General features: G+C 64.2%; 25 protein-coding genes. 11 read left to right on the forward strand and 14 right to left on the reverse strand.

What is annotated here, in order from left to right; translation table 11 throughout:
• Positions 1-41: 41 nt before the first annotated feature.
• The 6 genes from LDZ21_RS12840 to LDZ21_RS12865 form a co-directional block, all read right to left on the reverse strand.
• Positions 42-920 carry a ferritin family protein gene (locus LDZ21_RS12840; protein ID WP_244793621.1) on the reverse strand — a complete coding sequence of 293 codons (879 nt, stop codon included), beginning with the start codon at positions 918-920 and terminating at the stop codon, positions 42-44.
• 410 nt (positions 921-1,330) lie between these two features.
• Positions 1,331-2,383, reverse strand: coding sequence for a MerR family transcriptional regulator (locus LDZ21_RS12845; protein ID WP_244793622.1), 1,053 nt, complete (start codon positions 2,381-2,383; stop codon positions 1,331-1,333).
• A 236-nt stretch (positions 2,384-2,619) separates the two neighbouring features.
• Entirely contained in the window at positions 2,620-3,363 is a 744-nt protein-coding gene (locus tag LDZ21_RS12850) for a PhaM family polyhydroxyalkanoate granule multifunctional regulatory protein (protein WP_244793623.1), read from the reverse strand.
• 46 nt (positions 3,364-3,409) lie between these two features.
• Positions 3,410-4,237: an enoyl-CoA hydratase/isomerase family protein gene (locus tag LDZ21_RS12855; RefSeq protein WP_035961885.1), complete on the reverse strand. Its 828-nt coding sequence runs from the start codon at positions 4,235-4,237 to the stop codon at positions 3,410-3,412.
• Positions 4,238-4,264: 27 nt separating this feature from the next.
• The gene (locus LDZ21_RS12860; protein WP_244794849.1) at positions 4,265-5,404 is read right to left on the reverse strand and encodes an ABC transporter substrate-binding protein; all 1,140 of its coding nucleotides are present in this window, start codon (positions 5,402-5,404) and stop codon (positions 4,265-4,267) included.
• A gap of 150 nt (positions 5,405-5,554) precedes the next feature.
• Entirely contained in the window at positions 5,555-6,541 is a 987-nt protein-coding gene (locus LDZ21_RS12865) for a fumarylacetoacetate hydrolase family protein (RefSeq protein ID WP_244793624.1), read from the reverse strand.
• Positions 6,542-6,630: 89 nt separating this feature from the next.
• Between LDZ21_RS12865 and LDZ21_RS12870 the strand changes: the two genes are divergently transcribed.
• From LDZ21_RS12870 to LDZ21_RS12900, 7 genes are all read left to right on the forward strand, one after another.
• Positions 6,631-7,455, forward strand: a complete 825-nt coding sequence (locus tag LDZ21_RS12870) for an IclR family transcriptional regulator (RefSeq protein ID WP_244793625.1) — start codon at positions 6,631-6,633, stop codon at positions 7,453-7,455.
• Between the two features lie 79 nt (positions 7,456-7,534).
• Entirely contained in the window at positions 7,535-8,803 is a 1,269-nt protein-coding gene (locus tag LDZ21_RS12875; RefSeq protein WP_244793626.1) for a DUF3108 domain-containing protein, read from the forward strand.
• 56 nt (positions 8,804-8,859) lie between these two features.
• Positions 8,860-9,648: an alpha/beta fold hydrolase gene (locus LDZ21_RS12880; protein ID WP_244793627.1), complete on the forward strand. Its 789-nt coding sequence runs from the start codon at positions 8,860-8,862 to the stop codon at positions 9,646-9,648.
• A gap of 126 nt (positions 9,649-9,774) precedes the next feature.
• The gene (locus tag LDZ21_RS12885) at positions 9,775-10,032 is read left to right on the forward strand and encodes a BTH_I0359 family protein (RefSeq protein ID WP_035967089.1); all 258 of its coding nucleotides are present in this window, start codon (positions 9,775-9,777) and stop codon (positions 10,030-10,032) included.
• 231 nt (positions 10,033-10,263) lie between these two features.
• Entirely contained in the window at positions 10,264-11,340 is a 1,077-nt protein-coding gene (locus LDZ21_RS12890) for a homocysteine S-methyltransferase family protein (RefSeq protein WP_244793628.1), read from the forward strand.
• A gap of 18 nt (positions 11,341-11,358) precedes the next feature.
• Positions 11,359-14,076, forward strand: coding sequence for a methionine synthase (gene metH / locus LDZ21_RS12895; protein ID WP_244793629.1), 2,718 nt, complete (start codon positions 11,359-11,361; stop codon positions 14,074-14,076).
• A gap of 142 nt (positions 14,077-14,218) precedes the next feature.
• Complete coding sequence (locus LDZ21_RS12900; RefSeq protein WP_052005886.1) at positions 14,219-14,422, forward strand: hypothetical protein; 204 nt, start codon at positions 14,219-14,221, stop codon at positions 14,420-14,422.
• Positions 14,423-14,508: 86 nt separating this feature from the next.
• On the opposite strand, the gene LDZ21_RS12905 is transcribed toward LDZ21_RS12900, so the two are convergent.
• Positions 14,509-14,835 carry a DUF1840 domain-containing protein gene (locus tag LDZ21_RS12905; protein ID WP_035967092.1) on the reverse strand — a complete coding sequence of 109 codons (327 nt, stop codon included), beginning with the start codon at positions 14,833-14,835 and terminating at the stop codon, positions 14,509-14,511.
• Between the two features lie 279 nt (positions 14,836-15,114).
• Between LDZ21_RS12905 and argS the strand changes: the two genes are divergently transcribed.
• The 4 genes from argS to LDZ21_RS12925 all read left to right on the forward strand — a co-directional run bounded on the left by argS (position 15,115) and on the right by LDZ21_RS12925 (position 19,427).
• Complete coding sequence (gene argS / locus LDZ21_RS12910; protein ID WP_244793630.1) at positions 15,115-16,899, forward strand: arginine--tRNA ligase; 1,785 nt, start codon at positions 15,115-15,117, stop codon at positions 16,897-16,899.
• A 140-nt stretch (positions 16,900-17,039) separates the two neighbouring features.
• A complete protein-coding gene (locus LDZ21_RS12915) occupies positions 17,040-17,813 on the forward strand; it encodes an SPOR domain-containing protein (protein WP_244793631.1) in 774 nt (257 codons plus the stop codon).
• 167 nt (positions 17,814-17,980) lie between these two features.
• Complete coding sequence (locus LDZ21_RS12920; protein WP_244793632.1) at positions 17,981-18,628, forward strand: thiol:disulfide interchange protein DsbA/DsbL; 648 nt, start codon at positions 17,981-17,983, stop codon at positions 18,626-18,628.
• 16 nt (positions 18,629-18,644) lie between these two features.
• A complete protein-coding gene (locus LDZ21_RS12925) occupies positions 18,645-19,427 on the forward strand; it encodes an SDR family oxidoreductase (RefSeq protein ID WP_244793633.1) in 783 nt (260 codons plus the stop codon).
• Between the two features lie 102 nt (positions 19,428-19,529).
• On the opposite strand, the gene LDZ21_RS12930 is transcribed toward LDZ21_RS12925, so the two are convergent.
• The 7 genes from LDZ21_RS12930 to LDZ21_RS12960 form a co-directional block, all read right to left on the reverse strand.
• Entirely contained in the window at positions 19,530-20,744 is a 1,215-nt protein-coding gene (locus LDZ21_RS12930) for a DUF3443 domain-containing protein (protein WP_425306856.1), read from the reverse strand.
• 93 nt (positions 20,745-20,837) lie between these two features.
• Positions 20,838-21,344 carry a DUF2844 domain-containing protein gene (locus tag LDZ21_RS12935; RefSeq protein WP_404980488.1) on the reverse strand — a complete coding sequence of 169 codons (507 nt, stop codon included), beginning with the start codon at positions 21,342-21,344 and terminating at the stop codon, positions 20,838-20,840.
• 320 nt (positions 21,345-21,664) lie between these two features.
• Positions 21,665-22,369: a protein phosphatase CheZ gene (cheZ, locus tag LDZ21_RS12940; RefSeq protein ID WP_035967101.1), complete on the reverse strand. Its 705-nt coding sequence runs from the start codon at positions 22,367-22,369 to the stop codon at positions 21,665-21,667.
• 2 nt (positions 22,370-22,371) lie between these two features.
• On the reverse strand, positions 22,372-22,767 hold the full coding sequence (gene cheY, locus LDZ21_RS12945; RefSeq protein WP_035967103.1) for a chemotaxis response regulator CheY: 396 nt from the start codon (positions 22,765-22,767) through the stop codon (positions 22,372-22,374).
• Positions 22,768-22,820: 53 nt separating this feature from the next.
• Complete coding sequence (locus LDZ21_RS12950) at positions 22,821-23,918, reverse strand: protein-glutamate methylesterase/protein-glutamine glutaminase (protein WP_035967105.1); 1,098 nt, start codon at positions 23,916-23,918, stop codon at positions 22,821-22,823.
• Positions 23,915-24,703, reverse strand: coding sequence for a chemoreceptor glutamine deamidase CheD (gene cheD, locus LDZ21_RS12955; RefSeq protein ID WP_244793635.1), 789 nt, complete (start codon positions 24,701-24,703; stop codon positions 23,915-23,917). The genes LDZ21_RS12950 and cheD overlap by 4 nt, the downstream gene beginning before the upstream one ends.
• Positions 24,700-25,635: a CheR family methyltransferase gene (locus LDZ21_RS12960; protein ID WP_152562643.1), complete on the reverse strand. Its 936-nt coding sequence runs from the start codon at positions 25,633-25,635 to the stop codon at positions 24,700-24,702. Before LDZ21_RS12960 ends, cheD begins: the two co-directional genes overlap by 4 nt.
• Positions 25,636-25,700 lie beyond the last annotated feature (65 nt).

The raw sequence follows: 25,700 nt of genomic DNA on the forward strand, positions 1-25,700 counted from the left end.
GGAGCCTGACGGGCCGCTTGCTCAAAAACTTGTTCCGGCGATCAGGCCGGCTGCTGCGCGGCCGCGCCGCCTGACGCCGCTTGCAGACGCTGCACCACTTCCTTGCGATAGCGGTTCAACTCCTGCGCGGTGACGAACGAGCGCTCGAAGAGGATCGACAGGTTGTGCAGAATGCGTTCGACGACCTTCTTCTCCCAGCTATCGTCGAAGCGGATCTGGTCGTCGAGCCAGCGCTCGAGCCATTCCGGATCGGGCAGGCGCGATTGCACGGTATCGCGCGGGAAAAGCGCCTGATTCACGTGCAGGTTCGTCGGATGCAGCGGCTTTTCCGTGCGGCGCGCGGACGCCATCAGCACGCCGATTTTCGCGAACGCGGCGCGCGCCGAATCGCCCGCATTGGCGAGCGCCTTCTTCATGTAGCGCAGATACGCGCCGCCATGACGGGCTTCGTCGCGCGAGATCGTTTCGTAAATGTGCTTGATGACCGGCTCGGTATGCCATTCCGCTGCCCGGCGATACCAGTGGTTCAGGCGAATCTCGCCGCAGAAATGCAGCATCAGGGTTTCGAGCGGCGGCGCCGGATCGAATTCGAAACGCACGGCGTGCAGTTCTTCTTCCGTCGGCACCATTTCGGGCTTGAAGCGGCGCAGGTACTCCATCAACACCAGCGAATGCTTCTGCTCTTCGAAAAACCACACGCTCATGAAAGCGGAGAAGTCGCTGTCGTGATGGTTGTCACGCAAGAACATTTCCGTTGCAGGAAGCGCGGACCATTCGGTGATCGCGTTCATCTTGATGGTCTTGGCCTGCTCGTCGGAGAGCAGCGACGCATCGAATTTGTCCCATGGAATGTCCTTCTCCATATCCCAACGGACGGATTCGAGCGACTTATAAAGTTCCGGATAAAGCATGGTGTTCATAGTCACCCCTGATGCCACTTATGCGACGTTATATCTATATGACTCTCGGCCCGGGCGCGCACCTAAACATTGCGCGCGAGCAACCAAGCTTTCAATTTTACGCGGGATTCGAGCGCTCACAGACGAAAACCGACAACAAAGCGCCATATTTAGCGCGGCGGCAACGCAATAAGCCGCGCATGAGCTTCACGCGTCATGTGCTGATGCGCGCTGTATGCGTCTTTGTCTACCGTGGGTGATGAGCGAAACCTGTGCCTGAGGTAGGACCGGCCTTCGTGGCGCCGCCGTGCCGCGCAGTTTCCAGCGTGGCCTACGCTTGTGACAGCGGCATGTTGCGCCGGTTCGCGCCGGCCGTGGCTAACGCGCCGCCGATGCCGTTCTCGCCGATGCCGTCTGTTTGCAAGCCCGTGTCAGTTCGCCGTCTGCGGCTGCTCCGGCAAGCCGGTCGATGATAGCACGGCCGTCGAGCGCCAGGCCGCCACGGATTCGGCGATTGCGGTCAGGCCGGGCAACTGATCGATGCCCTCGTGAATCTTGCGGCGCAGCGCCGGACTGCTGCCTCCTACCCAGATCCGCACGTGCGACGGCAGCATGCTGCGCAGCTCCGTCAGCACATTGCCGATGACCTGCGCCGGCAGCACCGACGTGAACGACAGCGCGACGATATCGATATCGTGCGCGGTCACCGCGCTGGCGATATCGTGCAGGGGCGTCTGTAGCCCAAGCTGAATGCACGTGCATTCCGACAGCGTCAGCATCGCCTCGGCCATCAGGATGCCGAGACCGTGACCTTCTCCGGAGAGCGTCGTCAGCAGCACGCGCGGACGGCCTCCGCGTGAGCGCATCGCGTCGGAAAGCGGACGCATGAGGCTGCGCAGCGTAACCTGCAGCGCCTCGCTGAAGAGATGCTCGTGATAGACCTGCAACGTCCCCGCGGCCCACGCATTGCCGACGCGCGCCGAAAGCGGCGCGGCCACGTCGAGAACGAAGCGCTCGAGGCCGTCGCGCGTCGCGCGCTTGAGCAATCCGAAGCGAAAGTCCTCGTAAGCACCGTTGCGCAGCAACGCGACCATCTGGTCCAGCTCCACATCCGGCGCGTCCTGGCCGATCCCGGATGCTTGCGCGAGTTGTTGCAGTTGCTCGACCGGCTGCGCGAGCACCTTGCTCGGCCGATGCCCCGCGTCGAGCAGGCGCTTCACAAGCCGCAGCTTCGACACCTGCTCCTGCGGGTACAGCCGTTCGCCGCCCGGCGAGCGCAGCGGTTGCGGGAATCCGTAGCGGCGCTCCCACACGCGCAGCGTGTCCTTGGTCAGCCCGATTTCCTGCGCGATGGCGCCAATGCCGATGCCCGTCAGCCCGCTTTCGAAACCGTGCGATTGCAGCGATCCCGATAGAGCGTCGTTCTGGGCGGTGTCGCCGGCATCCTCGCCGGAAACGGGGTCTTCGTTAGATGGGTTTGTCATGGACAGAGTGAACATGGATCACACATATCCGCTATGCACGCAGCGTGCCTGATATGCGGGGTGGACAAAGCGCGAGTAAGCGGCCACTTAATGATGGACAGAAAGTGACCGTTCGCACTGCGCTCGATTCCGGCTCTGCCTGACCGCACGCAAAGAAAACGCCCGGTGACCTTTCAGCCGCCGGGCGTCACGCCGATTCATTTCCCAGCCGGCCCGGTCAGGCGGACAGCCGCATCTCACTCGCCTTTCTTTCGCGGCGGCGCTTTTTTTGCAGCCGCCTTTTTGGCTGCGGCGGCATCGGACTTGGGTTCGCCGGCATCGGCCGCATCGCCGGATGCGGGACTCTGCGCCGTCGTTTCCGCCGACGCGTCCTGCTGGCCCGCCGCGCCTGTCATGCCGGGCTGAAGCATCGCGAGATGGGCGAGCTGATTGAACTGCGATTGCAGCACGTTCCACCAGCCGCTGGGATCGAAGCCCGGCGGCACGCTGCCAGCCGGCTGCGCCGCGTCGTCGGTGGCGGACGGCTGCGGACTGCTTTCCTGCTTCGGCTCCTCGGGCTTCGCCGCGCCGCCCATCGGCCAGCGGCCCGCCGCTTTCTGCGTGTCCGCCGCCGCGTTCTTCGCGCTTTCCATCGACGTCTGCGCGAACGCGCCGAACGAGCGCAGCGTGGCGAGCGTGGCGCGCTGCACTTCGAGCGCCTGAATCGCCGATTGCAGCATGTTGAGATTGAGCTTGAGCCATTGCTCGACCGCGCGCATGTCGGTCACGCGCTTGTCGAGTTCCTCGATGTTGGTGAGCGGCGCGAGCATGTCGGACATCATCGACAGCGACGGTCCTACGCCCTGGCCGCCGCCCGGCATCGCGGCGGCGAACGGGTTGAGCCGCATCATTTCCCACATCTTGCCCATCATGTCGGCCTGGCCGAATCCGGGGAAACCGGGAATCGAAAACGGCGGGGTGCCGCCAGTGTTATCGGTCATTCGACTCTCTCCATGATTGGTTGATTTACGCAATTGCGCGAGGTCATTAAAACGGCGCGCCGCCGGGAAAATCCGGCGCGCGGCGCTCGCGCAGCGAACGCATGCCTTCGTGCACGTCCGGCCCGGCGAAACCCATGAATTCGAGCGCGAGCGATGTATCGAAGGTCGGCCCCGCCATGCGCAGCCAGTTGTTCAATGCGTACTTGGTCCAGCGTATCGCGGTCTGCGATCCTTGCGCGAGCCGGTTCGCGACTTCGATTGCCTTCGGCATCAGTTCGCTTTCTTCCACCGCGAGCGATACCAGCCCGATGCGCTCCGCCTCCTCGCCGCTCACCGGCTCGCATAGAAGCAGATAGTACTTGGCCTTCGCCATCCCGCACAGCAGCGGCCACACGATCGCCGCATGATCGCCGGCGGCGACGCCGAGCCGCGTGTGTCCGTCGATGATGCGCGCCGACTTCGACGCAATCGAGATATCCGCGAGCAGCCCCGCGACGAGCCCCGCGCCGACCGCCGGGCCGTGCATCGCGGAGACGATCGGCTTGTTGCAGTTGATGACGTTGTAGACGAGATCGCGCGCCTCGCGCCAGACCCGCGCGCGCACCTCGAAGTCGTTCGCCATCTCCTCGACGAGCGCGAGATCGCCGCCCGCCGAGAAACCCTTGCCTTCGCCGCGAATCAGCGCGACGCGCGTCTCGGGATCGCGATCGATGTCGCGCCAGATATCCGCCAGTTCGCGGTGCATGTTGGCGTCGGCGGTGGAGAGGCCGCTCTTGTTCGCGCCCGCGCCGGGCATCACCACTTCGAGCACGCCGTGCGCGTGACGGCGCAATTGCAGCGACGTATAGGCGGAGTACAGGGAAAGATCGCTCATGTCGATGGGTTTCAAGTGCAGGTGGCGTTAGCGCGGCTGATACACCCACTTGCTGTCGCGTATCTCGACCATCACGCGGGCGCGCTGATCGAGGCCGATGTGATCGTTGGGCGTCATGTTGACGACGCCATTGGTATCCGCGAAGTTCTTCGTGCCTTCGAGCGCATCGCGCAGTGCGTTGCGGAACGCCGGCGTGCCGGGTACGCCCGCTTTCAGCGCGATGGGCGCGGCGCGTTCGAGCAGCATCCCCGCATCCCACGTGTAGGAGCCGAACGCCGACACCGTTCCCGCGCCCTGCTTCGCCTCATACAGTTTGATATAGCTCAGCGCGAGCCGTTTGGCCGGATGATCGTCGGGCAACTGCGCGGCGACCAGCACCGGGCTCGTCGGCAGGAAGGTGCCGTTGCAATCCGCGCCACACACGCGCAGGAAGTCGCGGTTGCCTACGCCGTGATTGTGATAGACGAGGCCCTTGTAGCCGCGTTGCGCGAGCGTCTTCGGCGGCAGCGCGGCAGGCGTGCCGGCCGCGCCGACCACCACCGCATCCGGCTTCGCGGCAAGAATCTTGAGGATTTGCCCGGTCACGCTCGGGTCCGTGCGGTTGAAGCGCTCGTTCGCCACCACGTTGATCTTGTGAAGCTGTGCGAACTTCGCGACTTCCGCGTAGAAGGTTTCGCCGAGGGCGTCGGCCTGGCCGATGTACGCCAGCGTCTTCACGCCGTGATTGCTCGCGTGCTCGGCGATCGCGGACGCCATCATCGCGTCGGTCTGCGGCGTCTTGAAGACCCAGCGGCGCTTGTCGTCCACCGGTTCGATGATCTTCGATGACGACGCCAGCGAGATCATCGGCGTCTGTCCTTGCGCGACGACATCGATCATCGCGAGCGAGTTCGGCGTGATCGACGAGCCGATGATCGCATCGACCTGATCTTCGGTGATGAGCTTCTTCGTCGTCTGGACGGCTTGCGTGGTGTCGGAGGCGTCGTCGAGCACGATATAGTCGACGGGCCTGCCGCCCATTTCCTTCGGCAGGAGCGCCACCGTATCGCGGGCGGGAATGCCGAGCGACGCGGCCGGCCCCGTCAGCGACAGCACGAGGCCGATCTTCACATGCGGCGTCTGCGCGAACGATGCTGTCGCCAGAACCAACGATACTGCCGCCGCCATCCACTTTCCACCGCGCATCGACATCTCCTTTGTACGTGTTGTTGTCGTCGTGCGGCACGGGCGCCGCAACGCCCGGCAAGTGTACGGTGACGCGCGCCGTCGACGCATCGGGCGAAACCCGTTGCGCCCTCGTGCTAGCTCAGTGCGCGCTCAGTGCTCCAGTTGCACGACGGCCTGATCGATCGCGCCGAAGACCGACTTGCCGGCCTCGTCGAAGATTTCGATACGCACGCTGTCGCCGAACTGCATGAAGCCGGTCTGCGCCGCGCCGTGCTCGATGGTTTCGAGACACCGCTTCTCGGCGATGCAGCAGTAGCCGCGCGTCGCGTCCTTGTTCGAGATGGTGCCCGAGCCGACGATCGACCCCGCGCGCAGATTGCGCGTCTTTGCTGCATGCGCGATCAGCTGGCCGAAGTGAAACACCATGTCGACGCCGCATTCCGGCTGGCCGACCTTCTTGCCGTTCCAGTGCACGATCATCGGGCGATGCACGCGGCCTTCGCGCCATGCGTCGCCAAGTTCGTCGGGCGTCACGGCCACCGGCGAAAACGCGGTCGCGGGCTTGCTCTGGAAGAAGCCGAAGCCCTTCGCCAGTTCCGCAGGGATGAGATTGCGCAGCGATACATCGTTGACGAGCATCAGCAGACGCACGCTTCGCAAGGCTTCGTCGGGCGTGGGGGCCATTCCGACATCCGAGGTGATCACGGCCACTTCCGCCTCGAAGTCGATCCCATAGGACTCGGACGCGCACACGATATCGTCGGTCGCCCCGAGAAAATCGTCGCTGCCGCCCTGATACATCAATGGATCGGTCCAGAACTCGGGCGGCATCTCCGCGCCCCGCGCGCGCCGCACGAGCTCGACGTGGTTCACGTACGACGAGCCATCGGCCCACTGGAAGGCGCGCGGCAACGGCGCCATGCACGACTTCGGATCGAACGAAAAAGAATGACGGGCGCGGCCCTGGTTCAGCGTGTCGTATAGCTCGATCAGTTGCGGCGCGTAAAAGGTCCAGTCGTCGAGTGCGCGTTGCAGCGTCGTGACGATCCCGTCGGGGATGACTGCCGTGCGCAAATCGCGCGAAACGACGACGAGCTGGCCGTCGCGCGTGCCGTCCTTCAGCGTGGCGAGTTTCATAAAGCGGAGTCGGTGCGTGAGATGACGTTAAGGGAAATCTATTTTACGATGGTGAATCGCCAGCCATCCGGCCGATTTCGACGCTTTCCATGCCTTCGACCCTTTCCGCCACCACCGACGACGACGACATCGACGCTTCCGAAGAGAAAGCGCGTTCGGGCATTCAGTCGATCGAAGTCGGCTTCCGCCTGCTCGACGTGCTAACCCGCGAGCCACGCGCGATGATGTTGCGCGACCTCGCACAGCGCGCGGGCATGAGCCCGGCGAAGGCGCATCGCTATCTCGTGAGCTTCGTGCGGCTCGGCGTCGTATCGCAGGATCCGGTGTCGGGACGTTATGAACTCGGCGGCTTCGCGCTGCAGATGGGACTGGCGCGCCTTGCTCGCGTGGATGGCGTGAGGCTCGCGCGCATCGCACTGGCCGAGCTTCGCGACCGGCTGGATCAGACGGTGGGCATCGCCGTGTGGGGCAATCAGGGGCCGACCGTCGTGCACTGGATGGAATCGAGCTATCCGGCGAAGGCATCGCTGAAACTGGGCGATGTCATGCCGCTCCTCTCATCCGCGACCGGCCTGCTGTTCGCCGCCTATCTGCCGCGCAGCAAGACGCAGGCGATGCTCGACCGCGAACTCGCTGCCAGCAAGCAGACAATCGCCGATATCGAGCCGCTTCTCGCCGATGTCCGCGAGCACGGCGCGGCGCGTGTCGAAGGCATGCTGCTGCCGACCATCCACGCGTTTTGCACGCCGGTCTTCGATTCGACCGGCGATCTCGCGCTCGGGCTGATTGCGCTCGGTCACGAAGGCGCGTTCGATACGCGCTGGGGCGGCGAAATCGATGCCGCGCTCCGCGAATGCGCGCGCGGCCTGTCGTATGAACTGGGGTATCGCGCCAGCGACGCCCCGGCGCACTGAGGAACATCGAATCAGCGGCGCTTGTCATAACCCATTCTCCCGTTCTGCCACGCGCGCTCGCCTTTCTCTCCCCGTTTCGATGCCCTTGCCTGACTTTCGCCGTCCTCGTCCCGCGCCGGGCGGGCAGTCTTCTGCCGCCTCTCCGACCGCCGCGCCCCGCCGCTGGCCGCGATGGGTGCTGGCCGCGCTCGTCGTCGCCGGCTTGCATGCCGGCGGGTTACGCTGGCTGGAGCGCGCGAAGCAGCCGGCCAATCCGCCGCCGACGGAGAGGCCGCCCATGCAAGTGGAATTGCTGACGCCGAAGCCCGTCGCGCCGCCTGCGCCTGCCACGCCAGCCACGCCCGCGAAGCCGCTTGCCCCGCCGCCGAAGGCCGCACATCCTGCGCCGCGACCGCATCCGGCGCCTGCGCCCGCTGTGAGCGCCGCGACGCCCGAGCCTGGCGCGCTGGCCGCTGCATCGCCGGAAGTCACGGCTTCGAGCGCCGAGGCGGCAAGCGCGTCGGCGTCGGCGTCGGCGTCGGCGTCGGCGTCGGCGTCGGCGTCGGCATCGGCGTCGGCATCGGCATCGGCATCGGCGTCGGCATCCGCGTCGCAAGCGCCCGCAGCCGCATCGGGCGACAAGATCAACGTCCCGCCAACCGGAGAATTGCGCTACGACACGCTCGTCAACGGCGTGATGAATCAGACCGGCACGATCCACTGGACCAACGACGGCCAGCGCTACGAGATGGTCGTCTCGATTCCGCTGCCGTTCGTCGGGCCGTTCGTGTATTCGAGCAAGGGCCATATCGATGCGTTCGGCATCGCCCCGGAACAGTATTCGGAGCAACGCGGCCGCCGCGCCGCCGATATCGCCATCTTCAACCGCGATACCAAGCAGATCGTCTACACGCGCACGCCGAACAGCCAGCCGCTCGCCGACGGCGCGCAGGACCGCTTCAGCGTCGTCATGCAGTTGACGAGTCTCGTGCGCGGCGCACCCGACGTGTACAAGCCCGGCGTCACCCGCCAGTTCAACGTCGCGGATAACGACAGCAGCGAAATCTGGCCGATGGAAACCGTCGGCGACGAAACGGTGCAAGCGCGCGACGGATACGTGACCGCGCGGCATTTCATGCGCCTGCCGCGCCGCGAAGGCGACCGCCGCAAGCTCGATGTATGGCTCGCTCCCGCCCTTGGCTGGCTGCCCGTGCGGATTCTGCAAACGGAGCCGAACGGCTTGGAGGTCGAAATGCTGTGGGCCGGCAAGCTCCAGACGCCGACCGCTGCCGTCGAGCCGGAGGCTCCGGGCACGCCGGATGCATCTGAGGAAACCGCGCCCGCCCCGAATCCCGAAATCCGGCCCTGAGGCGGCGCGTCGAAGCACGCATCCACACGCGGACAAGCACTTTCACCGGAGCCGATATGCAGTTGAACATCAATGGCATCGACACGCGGTACGTACTCGACAACGAAGGCGGCGGCCCCTGGCTAACGTTCATCCACCAGCTCGCGGGCGATTTGTCGGTCTGGGACCAGATGGCCGGTTATTTCCGCGACAGTTACACCGTGTTGCGTTACGACCTGCGCGGCCACGGGTACACGGCGGTGTCGCCGGGTGCATTCACCATCGACGATCTTGCCGACGATCTCTCCGAACTGCTCGACCGGCTCGGCGCGCCGTCGACGCATGTCGTCGGCTTGTCGATTGGCGGAATGGTCGCGCAGAAGTTCGCAATCAACCATGCGGACAAAGTGGATTCGCTGACGGTCGTCGGCGCGCCCGCCTACATTCGTGAGGAAGCGCGGCCGACGTTCCTGCAACGCGCGGCGTCCGTGCGCGAAAGCGGAATAGCCGGTATCGTGGAACCAACGCTCGAGCGCTGGTTCACTGCGGAGTTCCGCAAGGCGCATCCGGAAGTCATCGAGCAGATTGCGGAGACGATAACCAACACGCCCGCTGAGGGTTTTGCGCGTGCAGCCGAGGCGCTGAGCCGTTTCGATGCGCGCGCCGAGCTTGCGTCCATAGCGAAACGCACGCTCGTCGTGGCCGGTGACCAGGACAATGGCACGCCGCATGCTGAATCCCGAGTGATCGCCGACACTGTGCCGGGCGCGCAATTCGAGTTACTGAATGCGGCACATCTGTCTCCGGTCGAGGTGTCACAGCGTTTTTGCGCATTGCTGGATGCGTTCTTGCGCGGACCCGCCTGAGCTTGTATCACAAGAAATAGCCTCGATAAAACCGGCATCACGTCGAGGCCACCCCTTGAATTCCCACCCCGTCGCTCCACTTAGGATGCAGGTTTGCCAGGAGCAAAAGGAATAAGGAGTGTCGCCATGCAAATGATCTACAACAGCCCTAACTATTGCGTCGTCGAATTTCCGCCGCAGGACAACCATCTTGCGATGATGTCGGGCGGTTACGAAATCGTCGACAAGAACACGCAACGGGAGATCTTCATCGACGGTGCGCTCGCCGAAAAGTTTCGCGAGCACGTGCAAAAGCTGATCGAGGAAGAACCATCGCTCGAGGATGTCGATGAATTTCTCGGCCAGTTCGACATCTTGATGACGCAACCAGTCGTGCTCCACTGATCCGCCGCCCAGGCGCTTCGTGCGCCGGGCGCCGCCACTGCTTGCCGGCGATCGGGCAAGCCATGCAGCAAGGCAAACAAGCGACACGCCAGAAAGACCCCGTCCCTCATCGGCGGGGTTCTTTTTTCGTGCGTCGTGCACGCGCCGCCGGACGTCCCGCGCAGAGCGACTGCCCTTCGCTGCGGCTACAATGACGGACTATTTCATCATCCGGTACAGGGCCTGTCCGTCATGAACCAGAACGCCAATCCGAGTCCGTCGGGCGTGAAATCGCCCAAGCGCGAATACACGCGCGGCGCCGCGCTGCCCGCGCTTTTGCAACGGCGCATCCTCATTCTCGATGGCGCGATGGGCACCATGATCCAGCGCTACAAGCTCGATGAAGCCGCTTATCGCGGCGAGCGCTTCAAGGATTACGACCGCGATATCAAAGGCAACAACGAGTTGCTGTCGATCACGCAGCCGCAGATCATCCGCGAGATTCACGACAAGTATCTCGCTGCGGGCGCGGACATCATCGAGACGAACACCTTCGGCGCGACGCGCGTGGCGCAGGCCGATTACGGCATGGAAGAACTCGCGGCCGAAATGAACCTCGCATCGGCGAAGCTCGGCCGCGAAGCCTGCGATGCCTTCTCGACGCCCGACAAGCCGCGCTTCGTCGCCGGCGCGATCGGACCGACGCCGAAGACCGCGAGCATTTCTCCGGACGTCAACGATCCGGGCGCGCGCAACGTCACCTTCGACGAGCTGCGCAATACCTATTACGAGCAGGCCAAGGCGCTGCTCGATGCGGGCTGCGATCTGTTCCTCGTGGAAACCATTTTCGACACGCTGAACGCCAAGGCCGCGCTCTTCGCACTCGATGAACTGTTCGAGGACACCGGCGAACTCGTGCCGATCATGATTTCAGGCACCGTCACGGATGCATCGGGGCGCATTCTTTCGGGGCAAACGGTCGAGGCGTTCTGGAACTCGCTGCGTCATGCGAAGCCGCTCACGTTCGGGCTGAACTGCGCTTTGGGCGCGGCGCTGATGCGTCCGTACATCGCGGAACTGGCGAAGCTGTGCGACACCTTCGTGTCGTGCTATCCGAATGCGGGCCTGCCGAACCCGATGAGCGATACCGGCTTCGACGAGACGCCGGACGTGACGTCGGGATTGCTGAAGGAATTCGCCGAAGCCGGTCTGGTGAATCTGGCGGGCGGGTGCTGCGGGACGACGCCGGAGCATATCGCGGAGATTGCGAAGGCGCTGGCGGACGTGAAGCCGCGCCCCTTTCCCGCCCAGTACCGCGACGCCGCCTGACATCAAAGAGACAAGACAATGACCGATCACACGATGCGTCTTTCCGGCCTCGAGCCGTTCAACGTCACCGACGGTTCGCTTTTCATCAACGTCGGCGAGCGCACGAACGTGACAGGCTCGAAGGCGTTCGCGCGCATGATCCTGAACGGCCAGTTCGACGAAGCCCTTGCCGTCGCGCGCCAGCAGGTCGAGAACGGCGCGCAGGTTATCGACGTCAACATGGACGAGGCCATGCTCGATTCGAAAGCCGCCATGGTGCGCTTTCTGAATCTCATCGCATCGGAGCCTGACATCGCCCGCGTGCCGATCATGATCGACTCGTCGAAGTTCGAGGTGATCGAAGCGGGCCTCAAGTGCGTGCAAGGCAAGGCCATCGTCAATTCCATCTCGCTGAAGGAAGGCGAAGACGCGTTCCGCCATCACGCGAATCTGATCCGCCGCTACGGCGCGGCCGCCGTCGTAATGGCCTTCGACGAGCAAGGCCAGGCCGATACCTTCGAGCGCAAGACGCAAATCTGCAAGCGCTGCTACGAGATTCTCGTGAACGAAGTCGGCTTCGCGCCCGAAGACATCATCTTCGATCCGAACATCTTCGCCATCGCGACGGGCATCGAAGAGCACAACAACTACGCGGTCGATTTCATTAACGCGACGCGCTGGATCAAGCAGAACCTGCCGTACGCGAAGGTCAGCGGCGGCGTATCGAACGTGTCGTTCTCGTTTCGCGGCAACGATCCGGTGCGCGAAGCCATCCATACGGTGTTCCTGTATCACGCGATCCAGGCCGGCATGGACATGGGCATCGTCAACGCCGGACAGCTCGGCGTGTATGCCGATCTGGACGCCGAACTGCGCGAGCGGGTCGAAGACGTCGTGCTCAACCGCCGCGAAGACGCGACCGATCGTCTGCTCGAGATCGCCGACAAGTTCAAGACCGGCGCGGCGAAGAAGGAAGAGAACCTCGAATGGCGCAATCAGCCGGTCGAGCAGCGTCTCTCGCATGCGCTCGTGCACGGCATCACGAATTTCATCGTCGAAGATACCGAGGAAGTGCGCGCGAAGATCGAGCAGGCTGGCGGCCGCCCGATCAACGTGATCGAAGGTCCGCTGATGGACGGCATGAACATCGTCGGCGACCTGTTCGGCGCGGGCAAGATGTTCCTGCCGCAAGTCGTGAAGTCGGCGCGCGTGATGAAGCAGGCGGTAGCGCACCTGATCCCGTTCATCGAAGAAGAGAAGAAGCGCATGGCAGATGCCGGCGCGGACGTGCGCTCGAAGGGAAAGATCGTCATCGCGACCGTCAAGGGCGATGTGCACGACATCGGCAAGAACATCGTGTCGGTGGTGCTCCAGTGCAATAACTTCGAAGTGGTCAACATGGGCGTGATGGTGCCCTGCGCGACCATCCTGCAAAAGGCGAAGGAGGAAGGCGCGGACATCATCGGCCTGTCGGGGCTCATCACGCCGAGCCTCGAAGAGATGGCCTACGTCGCGTCCGAGATGCAGCGCGACGAATACTTCCGCGGCAAGCAGACGCCGCTTCTGATCGGCGGAGCGACGACCTCGCGCGTGCATACCGCCGTCAAGATCGCGCCGCACTACGAGGGGCCGGTGGTCTATGTGCCGGATGCGTCGCGTTCGGTGTCGGTCGCGTCGAGCCTGTTGTCGGACGAGGGGGCTGCGCGCTATCTCGACGAACTCAAGAGCGACTACGAACGCATCCGCTATCAGCACGCGAACAAGAAGGCGCAGCCGATGGTCACCTACGCCGAGGCGCGTGCGAACAAGACGAAGATCGACTGGACCGCGTACACGCCTAAGAAGCCGAGCTTCATCGGGCGGCGCGTGTTTCGCAATTACGACCTCGCGGAATTGGCGAAGTACATCGACTGGGCGCCGTTCTTCCAGACGTGGGATCTGGCCGGCCCGTATCCCGCGATTCTCAACGACGAGATCGTCGGCGAATCGGCGCGGCGCGTGTTCTCGGACGGCAAGTCGATGCTCTCGCGCATCATCCAGGGCCGCTGGCTGACGGCGAACGGCGTCGTCATGCTGCTGCCGGCCAACACCGTCAACGACGACGACATCGAAATCTACACGGACGAATCGCGCTCGCAAGTGGCGATGACGTGGCGCAATCTGCGGCAGCAAAGCGTGCGTCCGGTCGTCGATGGCGTGATGCGTCCGAATCGCTCGCTGGCCGACTTCATCGCGCCGAAGGATTCGGGCGTGAAGGATTACATTGGCCTGTTCGCGGTCACGGCCGGGCTCGGCGTCGACAAGAAGGAACAGCAGTTTGAAGCCGATCACGACGACTACAGCGCGATCATGCTGAAAGCCCTCGCCGACCGTTTCGCGGAAGCATTCGCCGAAGCGCTGCATGCGCGCGTGCGTCGCGAACTGTGGGGCTATGCCTCGGACGAAACGCTGGACAACGAAGCGCTGATCGCGGAGAAGTACGTCGGCATCCGGCCCGCGCCGGGTTATCCGGCGTGCCCGGATCACCTCGTCAAGCGCGATATGTTCGAAGTGCTTCAGGCGGATGAACTCGGCATGAGCGTCACCGAATCGCTGGCGATGTTGCCGGCCGCCAGCGTGTCGGGCTTCTACCTCGCGCATCCGGACAGCACGTACTTCTCGGTCGGCAAGATCGGTGACGATCAGGTGCAGAGTTTCGCCGAGCGCATGGCGATATCGTCGTCGGATGCGGAACGGGCGCTCGCTCCGCTTCGTTGATTGCGCCCACGCAACATATTCCCCGCGTGATAGCCGGAAACAGGCAGGCTTTCGGCGGGAACATTTTGATTTCCGTAGACTGGTAGCCGCGATAGGCCGTCACGACGACGGCCACGCATTCTTTCGTCACGGAGAAAGTCGCATGAAGAAGATGACGTCCGCCGTAGCCGTTTCGATCGCTGCGGCTGTGTTCGCTGCGTCGGGTTCGGCTGCCTTTGCACAGGCAAGCAGCACCGAGGCTTCGTCCTACTCGCCGCCGCAAACGGAGCACAAGAAGAAGCCCAAGAAGCCGAAGAAGCCCACGACGGCCAAGCCGGCGCCGGCAGAAGGCGGCCAGTCGCAGTAAGCGCACGCTTCATAGCAGAAAAAAAACCCGCATCGTTCGTTGCCGATGCGGGTTTTTTTCGCGCTGCTGACGATGCGAGTCAGGCGTCACACGCCCCAGAGAATGTCCTTGTTCTCTTTCTGCGCAAGCCGAAGCATGTCCAGAAACGGATACGCGCGCTGCGCGAGTCCGATGGGAATCTCATGCGGATCGTGGCCCGCCTCGCCTTCATGGAAATGCCCGTCGTGTTCGGCGCGCTCTCGCTTGTCGGTCACGATGGCCACTTCGAGCTTCTGAATGGCGACGGGCAGTTCGGCCGGCGTAATGACGCCCCGCTCCGACAGAGGCTTGCCGATGATGCCAAGCAAATACTCCGCGAGGTTATCGAGCATCATGACATCGGGTGCAGCCATGGTCTTGAATGTAATCAGCATGGGAAGGTCCTTTCCTTTTGTTGGATGACAGCCGGCTTTCTATGCAAATCCTGTTGCAAGCGCCGACGAGCCTGTTCTTCGCTGACAGCCACCCTCTTTAGACAGTTTAGCATTTGCTAAACTCCCGGTTTAGCAATGTCTCACGCCCGAATCGCGCGTGGTTTCGCGTCGTTTCGCGTGGTTCTTCACCAGGCGGTTGGCTCCGAAGCCGCGTCGCATGGCGTCTCGCTTCGCCTTCATCCTTCGCATCCGCACCCGCTTCACCGGATCACATTCAGCATGCTGCCCGCACACAAAGAAATCCTGGAAACGCTCATCTCCGACGCGGTCAAGCAGGTCGCGCAATCCACGCAAGGCGCGACTGAAGCCGCCTTCATCGCACCTGCGATCGTCCTCGAAAGGCCAAAGGTTGCCGCGCATGGCGACGTGGCGTCGAATGTCGCGATGCAACTCGCGAAGCCGCTGCGCGCGAATCCGCGTCAACTCGCGCAGCAGATCGTCGATGCCCTGCTCGCGCATCCGGACGCGAAGGGGCTGGTCGAGAGTGCCGAAGTCGCGGGTCCGGGCTTCATCAATCTGCGTCTCGCCGCGAGGGCGAAGCAAGACGTGATCCCGGCGGTGCTCAACGATGCCGCCGCCTTCGGCCGCTCGACGCGCGACGCGGGCAGGCACGTGCTCGTCGAATTCGTGTCGGCGAATCCGACCGGACCGCTGCACGTCGGCCACGGCCGTCAGGCCGCGCTCGGCGACGCGCTGTCGAACCTGCTCGCGACGCAAGGCTACGACGTGCATCGCGAGTTCTACTACAACGACGCCGGCGTGCAGATCGGCAACCTCGCGATTTCGACGCAGGCGCGCGCGCGCGGCTTCAAGCCCGGCGACGCCGAGTGGCCCGAAGCAGCGTACAACGGCGAATACATCGCCGACATCGCGCGTGACTACATGGCGGGCGCAACGGTCGCAGCGAAGGACGGCGAGCCGGTCAAGGGCCGAGGCGACGTCGACGATCTCGAAGCCATCCGCACGTTCGCGGTCGCTTATCTGCGTCACGAACAGGACATGGACCTGACCGCTTTCGGCGTGAAGTTCGATCAGTTCTATCTGGAGTCGTCGCTGTACAAGGAGGGCCGCGTCGAAGAGACGGTGCAGGCGCTGATCGATGCCGGCAAGACCTACGAGCAGGACGGCGCGCTGTGGCTGCGCACCACCGACGACGGCGACGACAAGGACCGCGTCATGCGCAAGTCCGACGGCACGTACACCTACTTCGTGCCGGACGTCGCGTATCACGTCACGAAGTGGCGGCGCGGCTTCACCAAGGTGATCAACATTCAGGGCTCGGACCATCACGGTACGATCGCTCGCGTGCGCGCCGGCTTGCAGGGACTCGGCATCGGCATCCCGAAGGGTTATCCCGATTACGTGCTGCACAAGATGGTGACCGTCATGCGCGACGGGCAGGAAGTGAAGATCTCGAAGCGCGCGGGCAGTTATGTCACCGTGCGCGATCTGATCGAATGGTCGGGCGGCATGACGCCGGGCAGCGAAGCCGCGCCCGATCAACTCGACGAAGACACGATCCGCCGCGGCCGCGACGCCGTGCGCTTCTTCCTGATCTCGCGCAAGGCGGACACCGAATTCGTGTTCGACATCGATCTCGCGCTGAAGCAGAACGACGAGAACCCGGTGTACTACGTGCAATACGCGCACGCGCGCATCTGCACGATTCTGAGCGACTGGAAGGACCGCTACGCCGGCGACATCGCGCAAGCGGCGAAGGCGGACCTGTCGCCGCTCGCGAGCGATCGCGCGATGGCGCTGCTCAACAAGCTCGCCGAGTATCCCGAGATGCTCGCGCACGCCGCCGACGAACTCGCGCCGCACGCCGTCGCGTTCTATCTGCGCGATCTCGCTGGCGAATTTCACTCGTTCTACAATGCCGAGCGCGTGCTGGTCGACGAAGAGAAAGAGCGCACGGCCCGCATCGCGCTGCTCGCGGCCACGCGCCAGGTGCTCGAAAACGGTCTCGCGACCATCGGCGTGTCCGCACCGCAGAAGATGTAAGCGCATCTCCGCTCCTGTCGCGCGCCCTGTAACTTTGTGACTACAGGGCGTGCGCGGACGCGAGCATGGCGCGGGCGCGCGTGACGCGACCGCTATAATCGTCGGCCAACTCGAAGACTTTTTTGCAGGTTATTCATACGATGGCAACACCACGCCGCACGTCGAAGCAGTCGCAATCGAAGCAAACGGGGGGAACCTTTCTCGGGATCGTGCTGGGTCTGATCGTCGGACTCGCGATCGCCGTGATCGTCGCGCTGTACATCACTCGCGCGCCGACGCCGTTCGTGGCGAAGGTCGCGCCGCCGGCCTCGGAAACCTCGTCCGCGCCCGCTGCGCAGCCGTACGACCCGAACCGTCCGCTGCAAGGCAAGACGCCCGGCCAGCCGGTGCCGCAAGCCGCGCAACCGACGCCGCCGAACACCGCGCCCGGCCAGAGCAACAATCAGACGCAGTCGTCGGGCATGCTCGACGAACCGCAGATCGTCGAAGTCCCGCCGACCATCGGCTCGACGGCTTCCGCGCCGAAGAGCGGCAGCGCGGCCATCGCGAAAAAGCCCGAAGCGGCGCCGGGCACGAACGGTTCGACGAGTTTGCCGACGGCCGCCACGCCGCCGAAGGCCGGCAGCGCCCCGCCCGCCACCGCGAAGACCACGCCGCCCGCTCCCGGCGATGTGAACACCGGCTACTTCCTGCAAGTCGGCGCATACAAGACGCAATCCGATGCCGAACAGCAGCGTGCGCGTCTCGGCTTCCAGGGCTTCGAATCGAAGGTGACGCAGCGTGATGCGGGCGGTGTGACGTACTATCGCGTGCGTATTGGTCCGTTCGCGAAGTTCGAGGACATGAACACGGCGCGTCAGCGCCTGTCCGATGCGGGCGTCGATACCGCCGTGATCCGCTTCTCGAAGCAATAAGCTCGTACATGCATGACCTCGCCCGCGCAGCCGCACGAAAGCTGCGCGGGCGAGACCAAGAGCGGCGTGCAGCCTTAAGCCTGGTTTAAGCGTCGTATGTCCCACTTATGGGCCTTTTACGCGGCTGCTACGTTGCCATCACCTGCTCCTTCGCTCTCTTTCCGATCATGAAAAAACTGTTCAGCGCCCTCGCCCTTTCCCTCGGCATCGCCGCCGCGTCGTTGAGCGTCGCGGACGTGGCATCCGCCGCTCCTGCCGCAGGCAAGGACTACACGGTGTTGCAGGCGCCGCAGCCGGCTGGCGCCGAAGCGGGCAAGATCGAAGTTATCGAGTTCTTCTGGTACGGCTGCCCGCACTGCAACGAATTCGAGCCGTATCTCGAAGCGTGGGAAAAGAAGCAGGGTCCGGATGTCGTGTTCAAGCGCGTGCCGGTGGCGTTCCGTGACGACTTCATTCCGCATTCGAAGATGTATCACGCGCTCGTGGCGCTCGGTGTCGCGGAGAAGGTCACGCCGGCCGTCTTCAATGAAATTCACGTGAAGAAGAACTACCTGCTGACGCCGCAGGCGCAGGCCGACTTCCTCGCGACGCAAGGCGTCGACAAGAAGAAGTACATGGATGCGTACAACTCGTTCTCGACGCAAAGCGACATCAAGCGCGACGCCAAGCTGCAGCAGGACTACAAGATCGACGGCGTGCCGACGGTCATCGTGCAGGGCAAGTACGTCACGGGCCCGGCGCAGACGAACAGCCTGGAAGGCACGACGCAGGTGATGGACTTCCTCGTCCAGCAAGTCCGCGCCAAGAAAATGTAACTACGCAGAAGCCGGTATGAACGCAGGTTCCTTGAAGGTTTTCATTACCGGCGCGTCGAGTGGAATCGGCCAGGCGCTGGCCGAAGAATACGTGAAACGCGGGGCCGTGATCGGCCTCGTCGCCCGGCGCGCAGACGCACTTGCGGCATTCGCCGCGCGCCATCCCGCAGCATCCCTCTCCCTCTACCCCGCCGATGTCCGCGATCCGGAAGCGATCGCCGATGCCGCGCGCCGCTTCATCGCGGAGCACGGCACGCCGGATATCGTGATCGCGAACGCGGGCATCAGCCAGGGCGCGCTGACCGGACACGGCGAACTCGAGACGTTTCGCGCGGTGATGGACGTGAACTACTTCGGGATGGTCGCGACGTTCGAGCCGTTCGTCGCGTCGATGACGGCGGCGCGGCGCGGCACGCTCGTCGGCATTGCGAGCGTCGCCGGCGTGCGCGGGCTGCCGGGCTCGGGCGCTTATAGCGCGTCGAAATCGGCGGCGGCGAAGTATCTGGAATCGTTGCGCGTGGAACTGAGGCCGCAGGGCGTTGCGGTCGTCACCATCGCGCCGGGCTACGTGCGCACGGAGATGACGGCGCGCAACCCGTATTCGATGCCGTTTCTGATGGACGCCGATCGCTTCGCCGCGAAAACCGCCGATGCGATCGCCCGCAAGGTGCGTTACGCGACGTTTCCGTGGCAGATGCGCATCGTCGGCATGCTGCTGCATGTGCTGCCGCGCTGGCTTTACGACGCGGTTTTCGAGCGCGCGCCCCGCAAACCGCGCGGGAATCAGTCGGCTCAGTAACCGGTTCAATGCTCGACCGGGCGAAAAAAATCCGGCCTGACGGCCGGATTTTTTTCGTCCGCTGCACGGGGCGGGCTAATTCGACACCGCCCGCGCGGAGGCTCAGAACGCCACGTATGGCGGACTGTTCGGCAGGTCGTATCCGACGTAGACGTGTCGCCCGAAGAAGAACGGCAAGCCGAAGTCGAAGTATCCGGTCATTCCGAGATGACCCGCGAGGCTGTTGAACGCATACTTGCCGCCGCCCGAAGTCAGGGTGCGCGCGCTCACGACGCTGAACGGCACCGTCGCCGTGTTGCCTTCGCTTCCCTTCACCGTCGCCGAAAGCGACTGCTCCGAACTCGGGCAATAGAACACGCTCGAACTGGAACACAGCGGGAAGTTGTCCTGGAAGAACAGGCCGTTCGATCCCGAATCGAAGAACGTCTGCAGCGTCGCGCCCTTGTACGTGCCGGTGAGGTCGCCGAACGTATCGGTGCCGAGCTTCGTCACGCCGGTCAGCGCGTTGTTGCTCTGCGTGCCGATACCGAAGACCAGCGTGCCGGTCGCGCTCGCCGCACCGGTATCCGGCACCGGCGGCAACTGGAGAATCACGCCGTTGTTGTCGACGGGAAACTTCGTGACCGGATTGGTGACTTGCTGCACCACCGGAACTGTCGTGCCCGTGCAGTTCGTGCCGTTCGCGCACGAGAAATACATGCTGTTCTGGGCGGTGGTTGCGCAGTTCGTGCCGCAATCGTAGGTTGCCGGCCCGATGCCCAGAATGCCGTTCGCGCCGATATCGGCAGTGGAGTTCTCGTCGTTGCCGGACGGACAGCCGTTCAAGCCCGTCGGCGCCGCCGATGCATCGAGATCGCCGATGATCTGCACCGGCACCGCGCTCGCCAACTCTGTGCCCATGCGCACGTCGGCCTGACGCACCGTGCCCCACGTATAGCCGTCGGCGAAACCGGCGCATTCGGCCAGTTGCCCGCCGTTCGCCGCGTTGATCTTCGGCAGGCTGCCGATGACCGACTGCGCCGCCGAGTTCAGGATGCGCAGGCCGAACGAGGCCGTATCGAGCTGGATGTGGTCAATGGTCTGGCAAACATTGGTGCCGGGCGCGCACACCGTCACGGAGACGTTCGGGATGTTGACGAACTTGGCAACGCCCGCGTCGACCGTGATCGGCACCGCGTTCGTGCCGTTCGCGGCGGTGGGCTGTGCGTTCGCCGTGCTGGACGAGCCGCCGCCCGAACCGCCCGACGAGCCGCCGCTCGAGCTGGAATGATCGTCACCGCCGCCGCCGCATGCGGCAAGCGTCAGCGCGAGAAACAGCGCGCTGAACCAGCGGACTGCATTGCCGGTGCGCAAGGAGGAAGCCGCGCCGGGGCCGAGTGTCGTTCTACGCATGTCGGATTCTCCGGTCGCTTACTGAATGTCGCTGGCGGACACGCCGGCGGGCAAAGACTGCGGGAGGTACGCGCTTCCCACGAACGCACCCATATGGCCGCCGGAGTTCACGACGAGACCGGAGTCCTGGACGCTCACCGGGCCACGTCCGCCGCGTGCAGTGCGCTGCGCGAGCAGGCCCTGCTGATACTGCGGGAAGTAGCTGCCGAGCAGCGTCGCGAGGTCGGGCATGCGCGGCCCGCGCCAGGCGATGCCGAACACCGCGCCCGCCGACGACACGTATTCGTTGACGACCGTTCCGCTCGCGAGCGTGGTCGTGCGGACGGTGTAATCGGATGCGGCCGATGCGCCCGATGCGGCGGCATGAACGACCGCCTTCGCGGTGGTCGCGCCTTGCGGCGCGCTCAGCGGGTCGCCGCCGAGTCCCGCGTGCGCGGGCACGACGGCGCATACGCCGACTACCCCCGCGATCAAGGCCAACGACGCCTTGAGATGCCCATGACGAGCCTGCTTCAGTGCCTTCACTGGGCCTCCTGTCTGTTCCTGTGAATGTGTGCCTCGCGCGGCCCCTCGGGGCGGCGCGGCCATGACGTTTCGGCGACGTTTCCGCCGCTTTTCTGCGCACCGGTGATGGACGCTGTAGCCATCAGTATGCCAAACCCGCGAGACTGGCTTCCGGGCGGGTGTAGAACGGCGGCTCAGAGTGGAATCGTAAGGCCAGGAAAAGTTCCGTGTCGATCGATCGTTTGCGAAAAGCAACCATCGACGGAACGAGCAGACGCGACAAAGCGGAACGCATCGAACGATGCGCTCCGCTTGGCTCCGGCTACAGCCGGCAGGAAGTCTCAGAAGCCGAGGCTGGCGAGCAGATCGTCGACTTGCGACTGATCCTGCACGACGTCGCTGCGTCCCTGCGGATTGATTTGCGGGCCGTTCAGCAGCGATTCCGGGTTGCCGGCGCTCGCCGACACCAGCGCCGCCGCCGATGCCGCGAACTGCTCCCGGCGCTCCGGCGCGATGTTTTCCAGCAGAACGCCGAGCAATTGCTGCTCGATCAGATGCACGACATCCGTGATCTTCTTGATGACCTGTCCCGTCAAATCCTGGAAATCCTGCGCGAGCATGATCTCCAGCAGTTGCGCGTTGGTGGCCTGAGTCTTTTCCGGCACGCCTTGCAGAAAACTGCGCGTCTGCGCGAGCAGCTCGGCCGCCTCGCCCTGCGCGAGCGGCGCGCCGTACCATTGCGCCCAGCGCGCATCGAGCGCCTGCGCTTCGGCCTGCATCGCCTCCTGCATCGGCTTGGCGAGTTCGATCGCATTCAGCGCGCGGTCCGCCGCCTGCTCGGTCATCGTCGCGACGTACTTCAGGCGATCGCGGGCGTCCGGCACGGCTTCCGCCGCCGCTTCGAGCTGCTTGTCGAGCCCAAGCTCGCGCATCGAGTCGCGCAGCGTGCGCGTCAACTGGCCGATGCGCGCGAGAATGCGGTCGCTCGACTGATCGCCGTCACTCTCGACACTCGCCGCAGCGAATTCAGTGGTCAGATCGTTCACGATCAGCTCCCCGTTTTGGCCATCTTCTCGAGAATCTTGCTGAGCTTCTCGTCGAGCGTGGCCGCCGTGAACGGCTTCACCACATAACCATTCGCGCCCGCCTGCGCCGCCGCGATGATGTTCTCCTTCTTCGATTCCGCCGTGACCATCAGCACCGGCAGATGCGACAGCGCCGCGTCGGCGCGAATCTGCTGCAGCATCGAGAGGCCGTCGAGGTTCGGCATGTTCCAGTCGGAGATCACGAAGTCGAAACCGCCGCCGCGCAGACGCGCGAGGCCCGCTGCGCCGTCTTCCGCTTCGTCGACGTTCGAATAGCCGAGTTCTTTCAGCAGATTGCGCACGATACGGCGCATCGTCGGAAAGTCATCGACGACGAGGATCTTCATGTTCTTGTCCATCACTACTCCCTTGTGTTCTTCAACGCGGCGACGCCGCACATTCAATCGAAAAATCAGACGCGCTGTACGCGGTCGCCCATCGATGCCAGCCGCGCCATCACGCGGCGGCTCATTTCAGAAAGCGGCGCGATATCGCTCGCACCGCCCATTGCAATTGCTTCGCGCGGCATGCCGAACACCACGCAACTCGCTTCGTCCTGTGCGAGCGTGTACGCGCCCGCCTGCTGCATCTCCAGCAAGCCCGCCGCGCCGTCGCGGCCCATGCCGGTCAGGATCACGCCGATCGCGTTCTTGCCCGCGTGCTGCGCCGCCGAGCGGAACAGCACATCCACCGACGGCCGATGGCGGTTCACCGGCGCTGCATCCGAAAGATGCGCGACGTAGTTCGCCCCGCTTCGCGCGAGCACCAGATGCGCGTGGCCCGGCGCGATATACGCATGGCCCGGCAACACCCGCTCGCCGTGCTCCGCTTCCTTCACCGTGATGCGGCACAGCCCGTTCAGGCGCTGCGCGAACGACTTCGTGAATCCCGGCGGCATGTGCTGCGCGATCATCACGGCGGGCGCATCGGGCGGCAGCGGCACGAGCACTTCGCGAATCGCCTCGGTGCCACCCGTCGATGCGCCGACGATCACGAGCTTTTCCGTCGAAACGAGCGGATTGTTCAGATGCGGCGTTACCTTCGGCGCGGCATGCGCCGATGCGGCGGCCACGTGCGTCATCTGCCGCACGCGCGCGCGGGACGCCGTGCGCACCTTGTCGGCAAGCTTTTCGGCGTAGTCGAGCATGCCGTCGCGGATGCCGACCTTCGGCTTGGTCACGAAATCGACCGCGCCGAGTTCCAGCGCGCGCAGCGTGATTTCATTGCCGCGCTCCGTCAGCGACGACACCATCACGACCGGCATCGGCCGCAGGCGCATCAGCTTTTCGAGGAAGTCGAGGCCGTCCATGCGCGGCATTTCGACGTCGAGCGTCAGCACATCGGGGTTGTGCAGCTTGATCAGTTCACGCGCGACGAGCGGATCGGGTGCGGTCGCGCAGACGTGCATGTCCGGCTGCGCGTTGATGATCTCGGTCATCAGGCTGCGCACGAGCGCCGAATCGTCGACGCACAGCACCTTGATTTTTGGGGTGTTCGGCGTGCTGCTCATGCTTCCTCCGTCGTCTTGATGCCGCGCAGCGCGCCCGGCGCGCCGAACAGTTCCACGCGCGGCTTGCGCAGCGTGGCGCTCGCCGCACCTGCTGCGCCGGCGCCAAACAGCTCGACACGCGGCTTCGCGTTCGCCGGGGCCGGAGCCGCCGCCTTCGCACGATCGACATTGAACAGTTCGACACGCGCCCGCGCCCGCGCGAGCCGGTCGGCGCGCTCTTCCGGCGTGCGCGTGACGAGCGCCTGCTCGCGTTCGACGACGACCGGATCGTGCTGCGTCTTCAGCTTCTTGACCATCACCTGTCCGGTGCGCGGCATGAATGCGACCTTGCGCGGATACATGCCCTGCAAGTCTTCCGCGACGATGCGGATTTTCTCCAGCGCGAGATAGCGGCGCACGAATTCCGAATTGCGATCGCCGATGTTGATCGTCGTCATGCCCGCGAGCACCGCGCCGCCGCCGAACACTTTCGCTTCGAAACGCTCACGGCGTCCGCCGCGCTTGATGAGCTCGTTGATGAGCACTTCCATCGCGTACGCGCCGTAGCGCATCGAATCCGAAGAAGCATGCGACGGGTCCGAGCCGTCGTCGGGCAGCATGAAGTGATTCATCCCGCCGATACCCGCCGTGCGATCGTTGATGCACGCCGCCACGCACGAGCCGAGCACGGTCACGAGCACCATGTCTTCGCTCGTCATGTAGAACTCGTTCGGCAGCAGCTTCACGCCCGGCTTCTTGAAATGATTGTCGAAATAGAGATTCGACGCGATCGGCAGTCCGCTCATGCCGGCTCTCCCGCGAGCGCGCGAGCGGACTTCGCCGCGCCGGCCGGCTTCATGTCGCGCGTCAGTTCGTAGACGGTCTGTCCGCGCAGCCTGAACGCCTGCGACACATACGTGAAGTTCTCCGAATGTCCGGCGAACAGCAGCCCGCCCGATTTCATCAGCGGCTCGAAGCGCGAGAGCACCTGGCCCTGCGTCGGCTTGTCGAAATAGATCATCACGTTGCGGCAGAAGATCGCGTCGAACGGGCCTTTCACGTCGTAGCGCGCGTCGGTCAGGTTGACGCGGCCGAACTGCACCATTGCGCGCAATTCGGGGCGCACCTTGACGAGGCCCGCTTGCGCGCCCTTGCCCTTCAGGAAGAAGCGCTTGAGGCGCTCCACCGGCATCCCCTTGACCTGATCGAGCGAGTACACGCCCGCGTCGGCCTTGGCGAGCACCTGGCTGTCGATATCGCTCGCGTACACCGTGCAGTGGCGCGCGGCCTGTTCGCCGAGCGCTTCGACGAGCGTCATCGCGATCGAATACGGCTCCTCGCCCGTCGATGCCGCCGAGCACCATACCGACACCGGCTGCTGACGGCGCTTGACGAAGTCCGCGAGAATCGGGAAGTGATGCGACTCGCGGAAAAACGCGGTCAGGTTGGTCGTCAGCGCGTTGACGAAGGCTTCCCACTCGGCGCTGTCGTCATTCGATTCGAGGCGGTCCAGATATTCCTTGAAGGTATCCAGGCCGCATGCGCGCAGGCGTCGCGCGAGCCGGCTGTAGGCCATGTCGCGCTTGTGATCCGACAGGGAGATGCCCGCGCGGCGGTGAATCAGCTCGCGGATGCGGGCGAAGTCCGTTACCGTGAATTCGAAGTCGCGCTCGACTTCCGGACCGCGTATGCCCCCGGCGAGTTCGACGCGTGCCTTGTGTGCGTTCGGCGTTGCCATGATGATGTCTCGTGCTTTACTGGCGTCGTCATTGACGCTTGCTTGAGGCTTGCTCGACGCTCGCC

The sequence above is a fragment of the Caballeronia grimmiae genome (assembly GCF_022879615.1).
In the GTDB taxonomy this organism is placed as follows: Bacteria; Pseudomonadota; Gammaproteobacteria; order Burkholderiales; family Burkholderiaceae; genus Caballeronia; species Caballeronia grimmiae.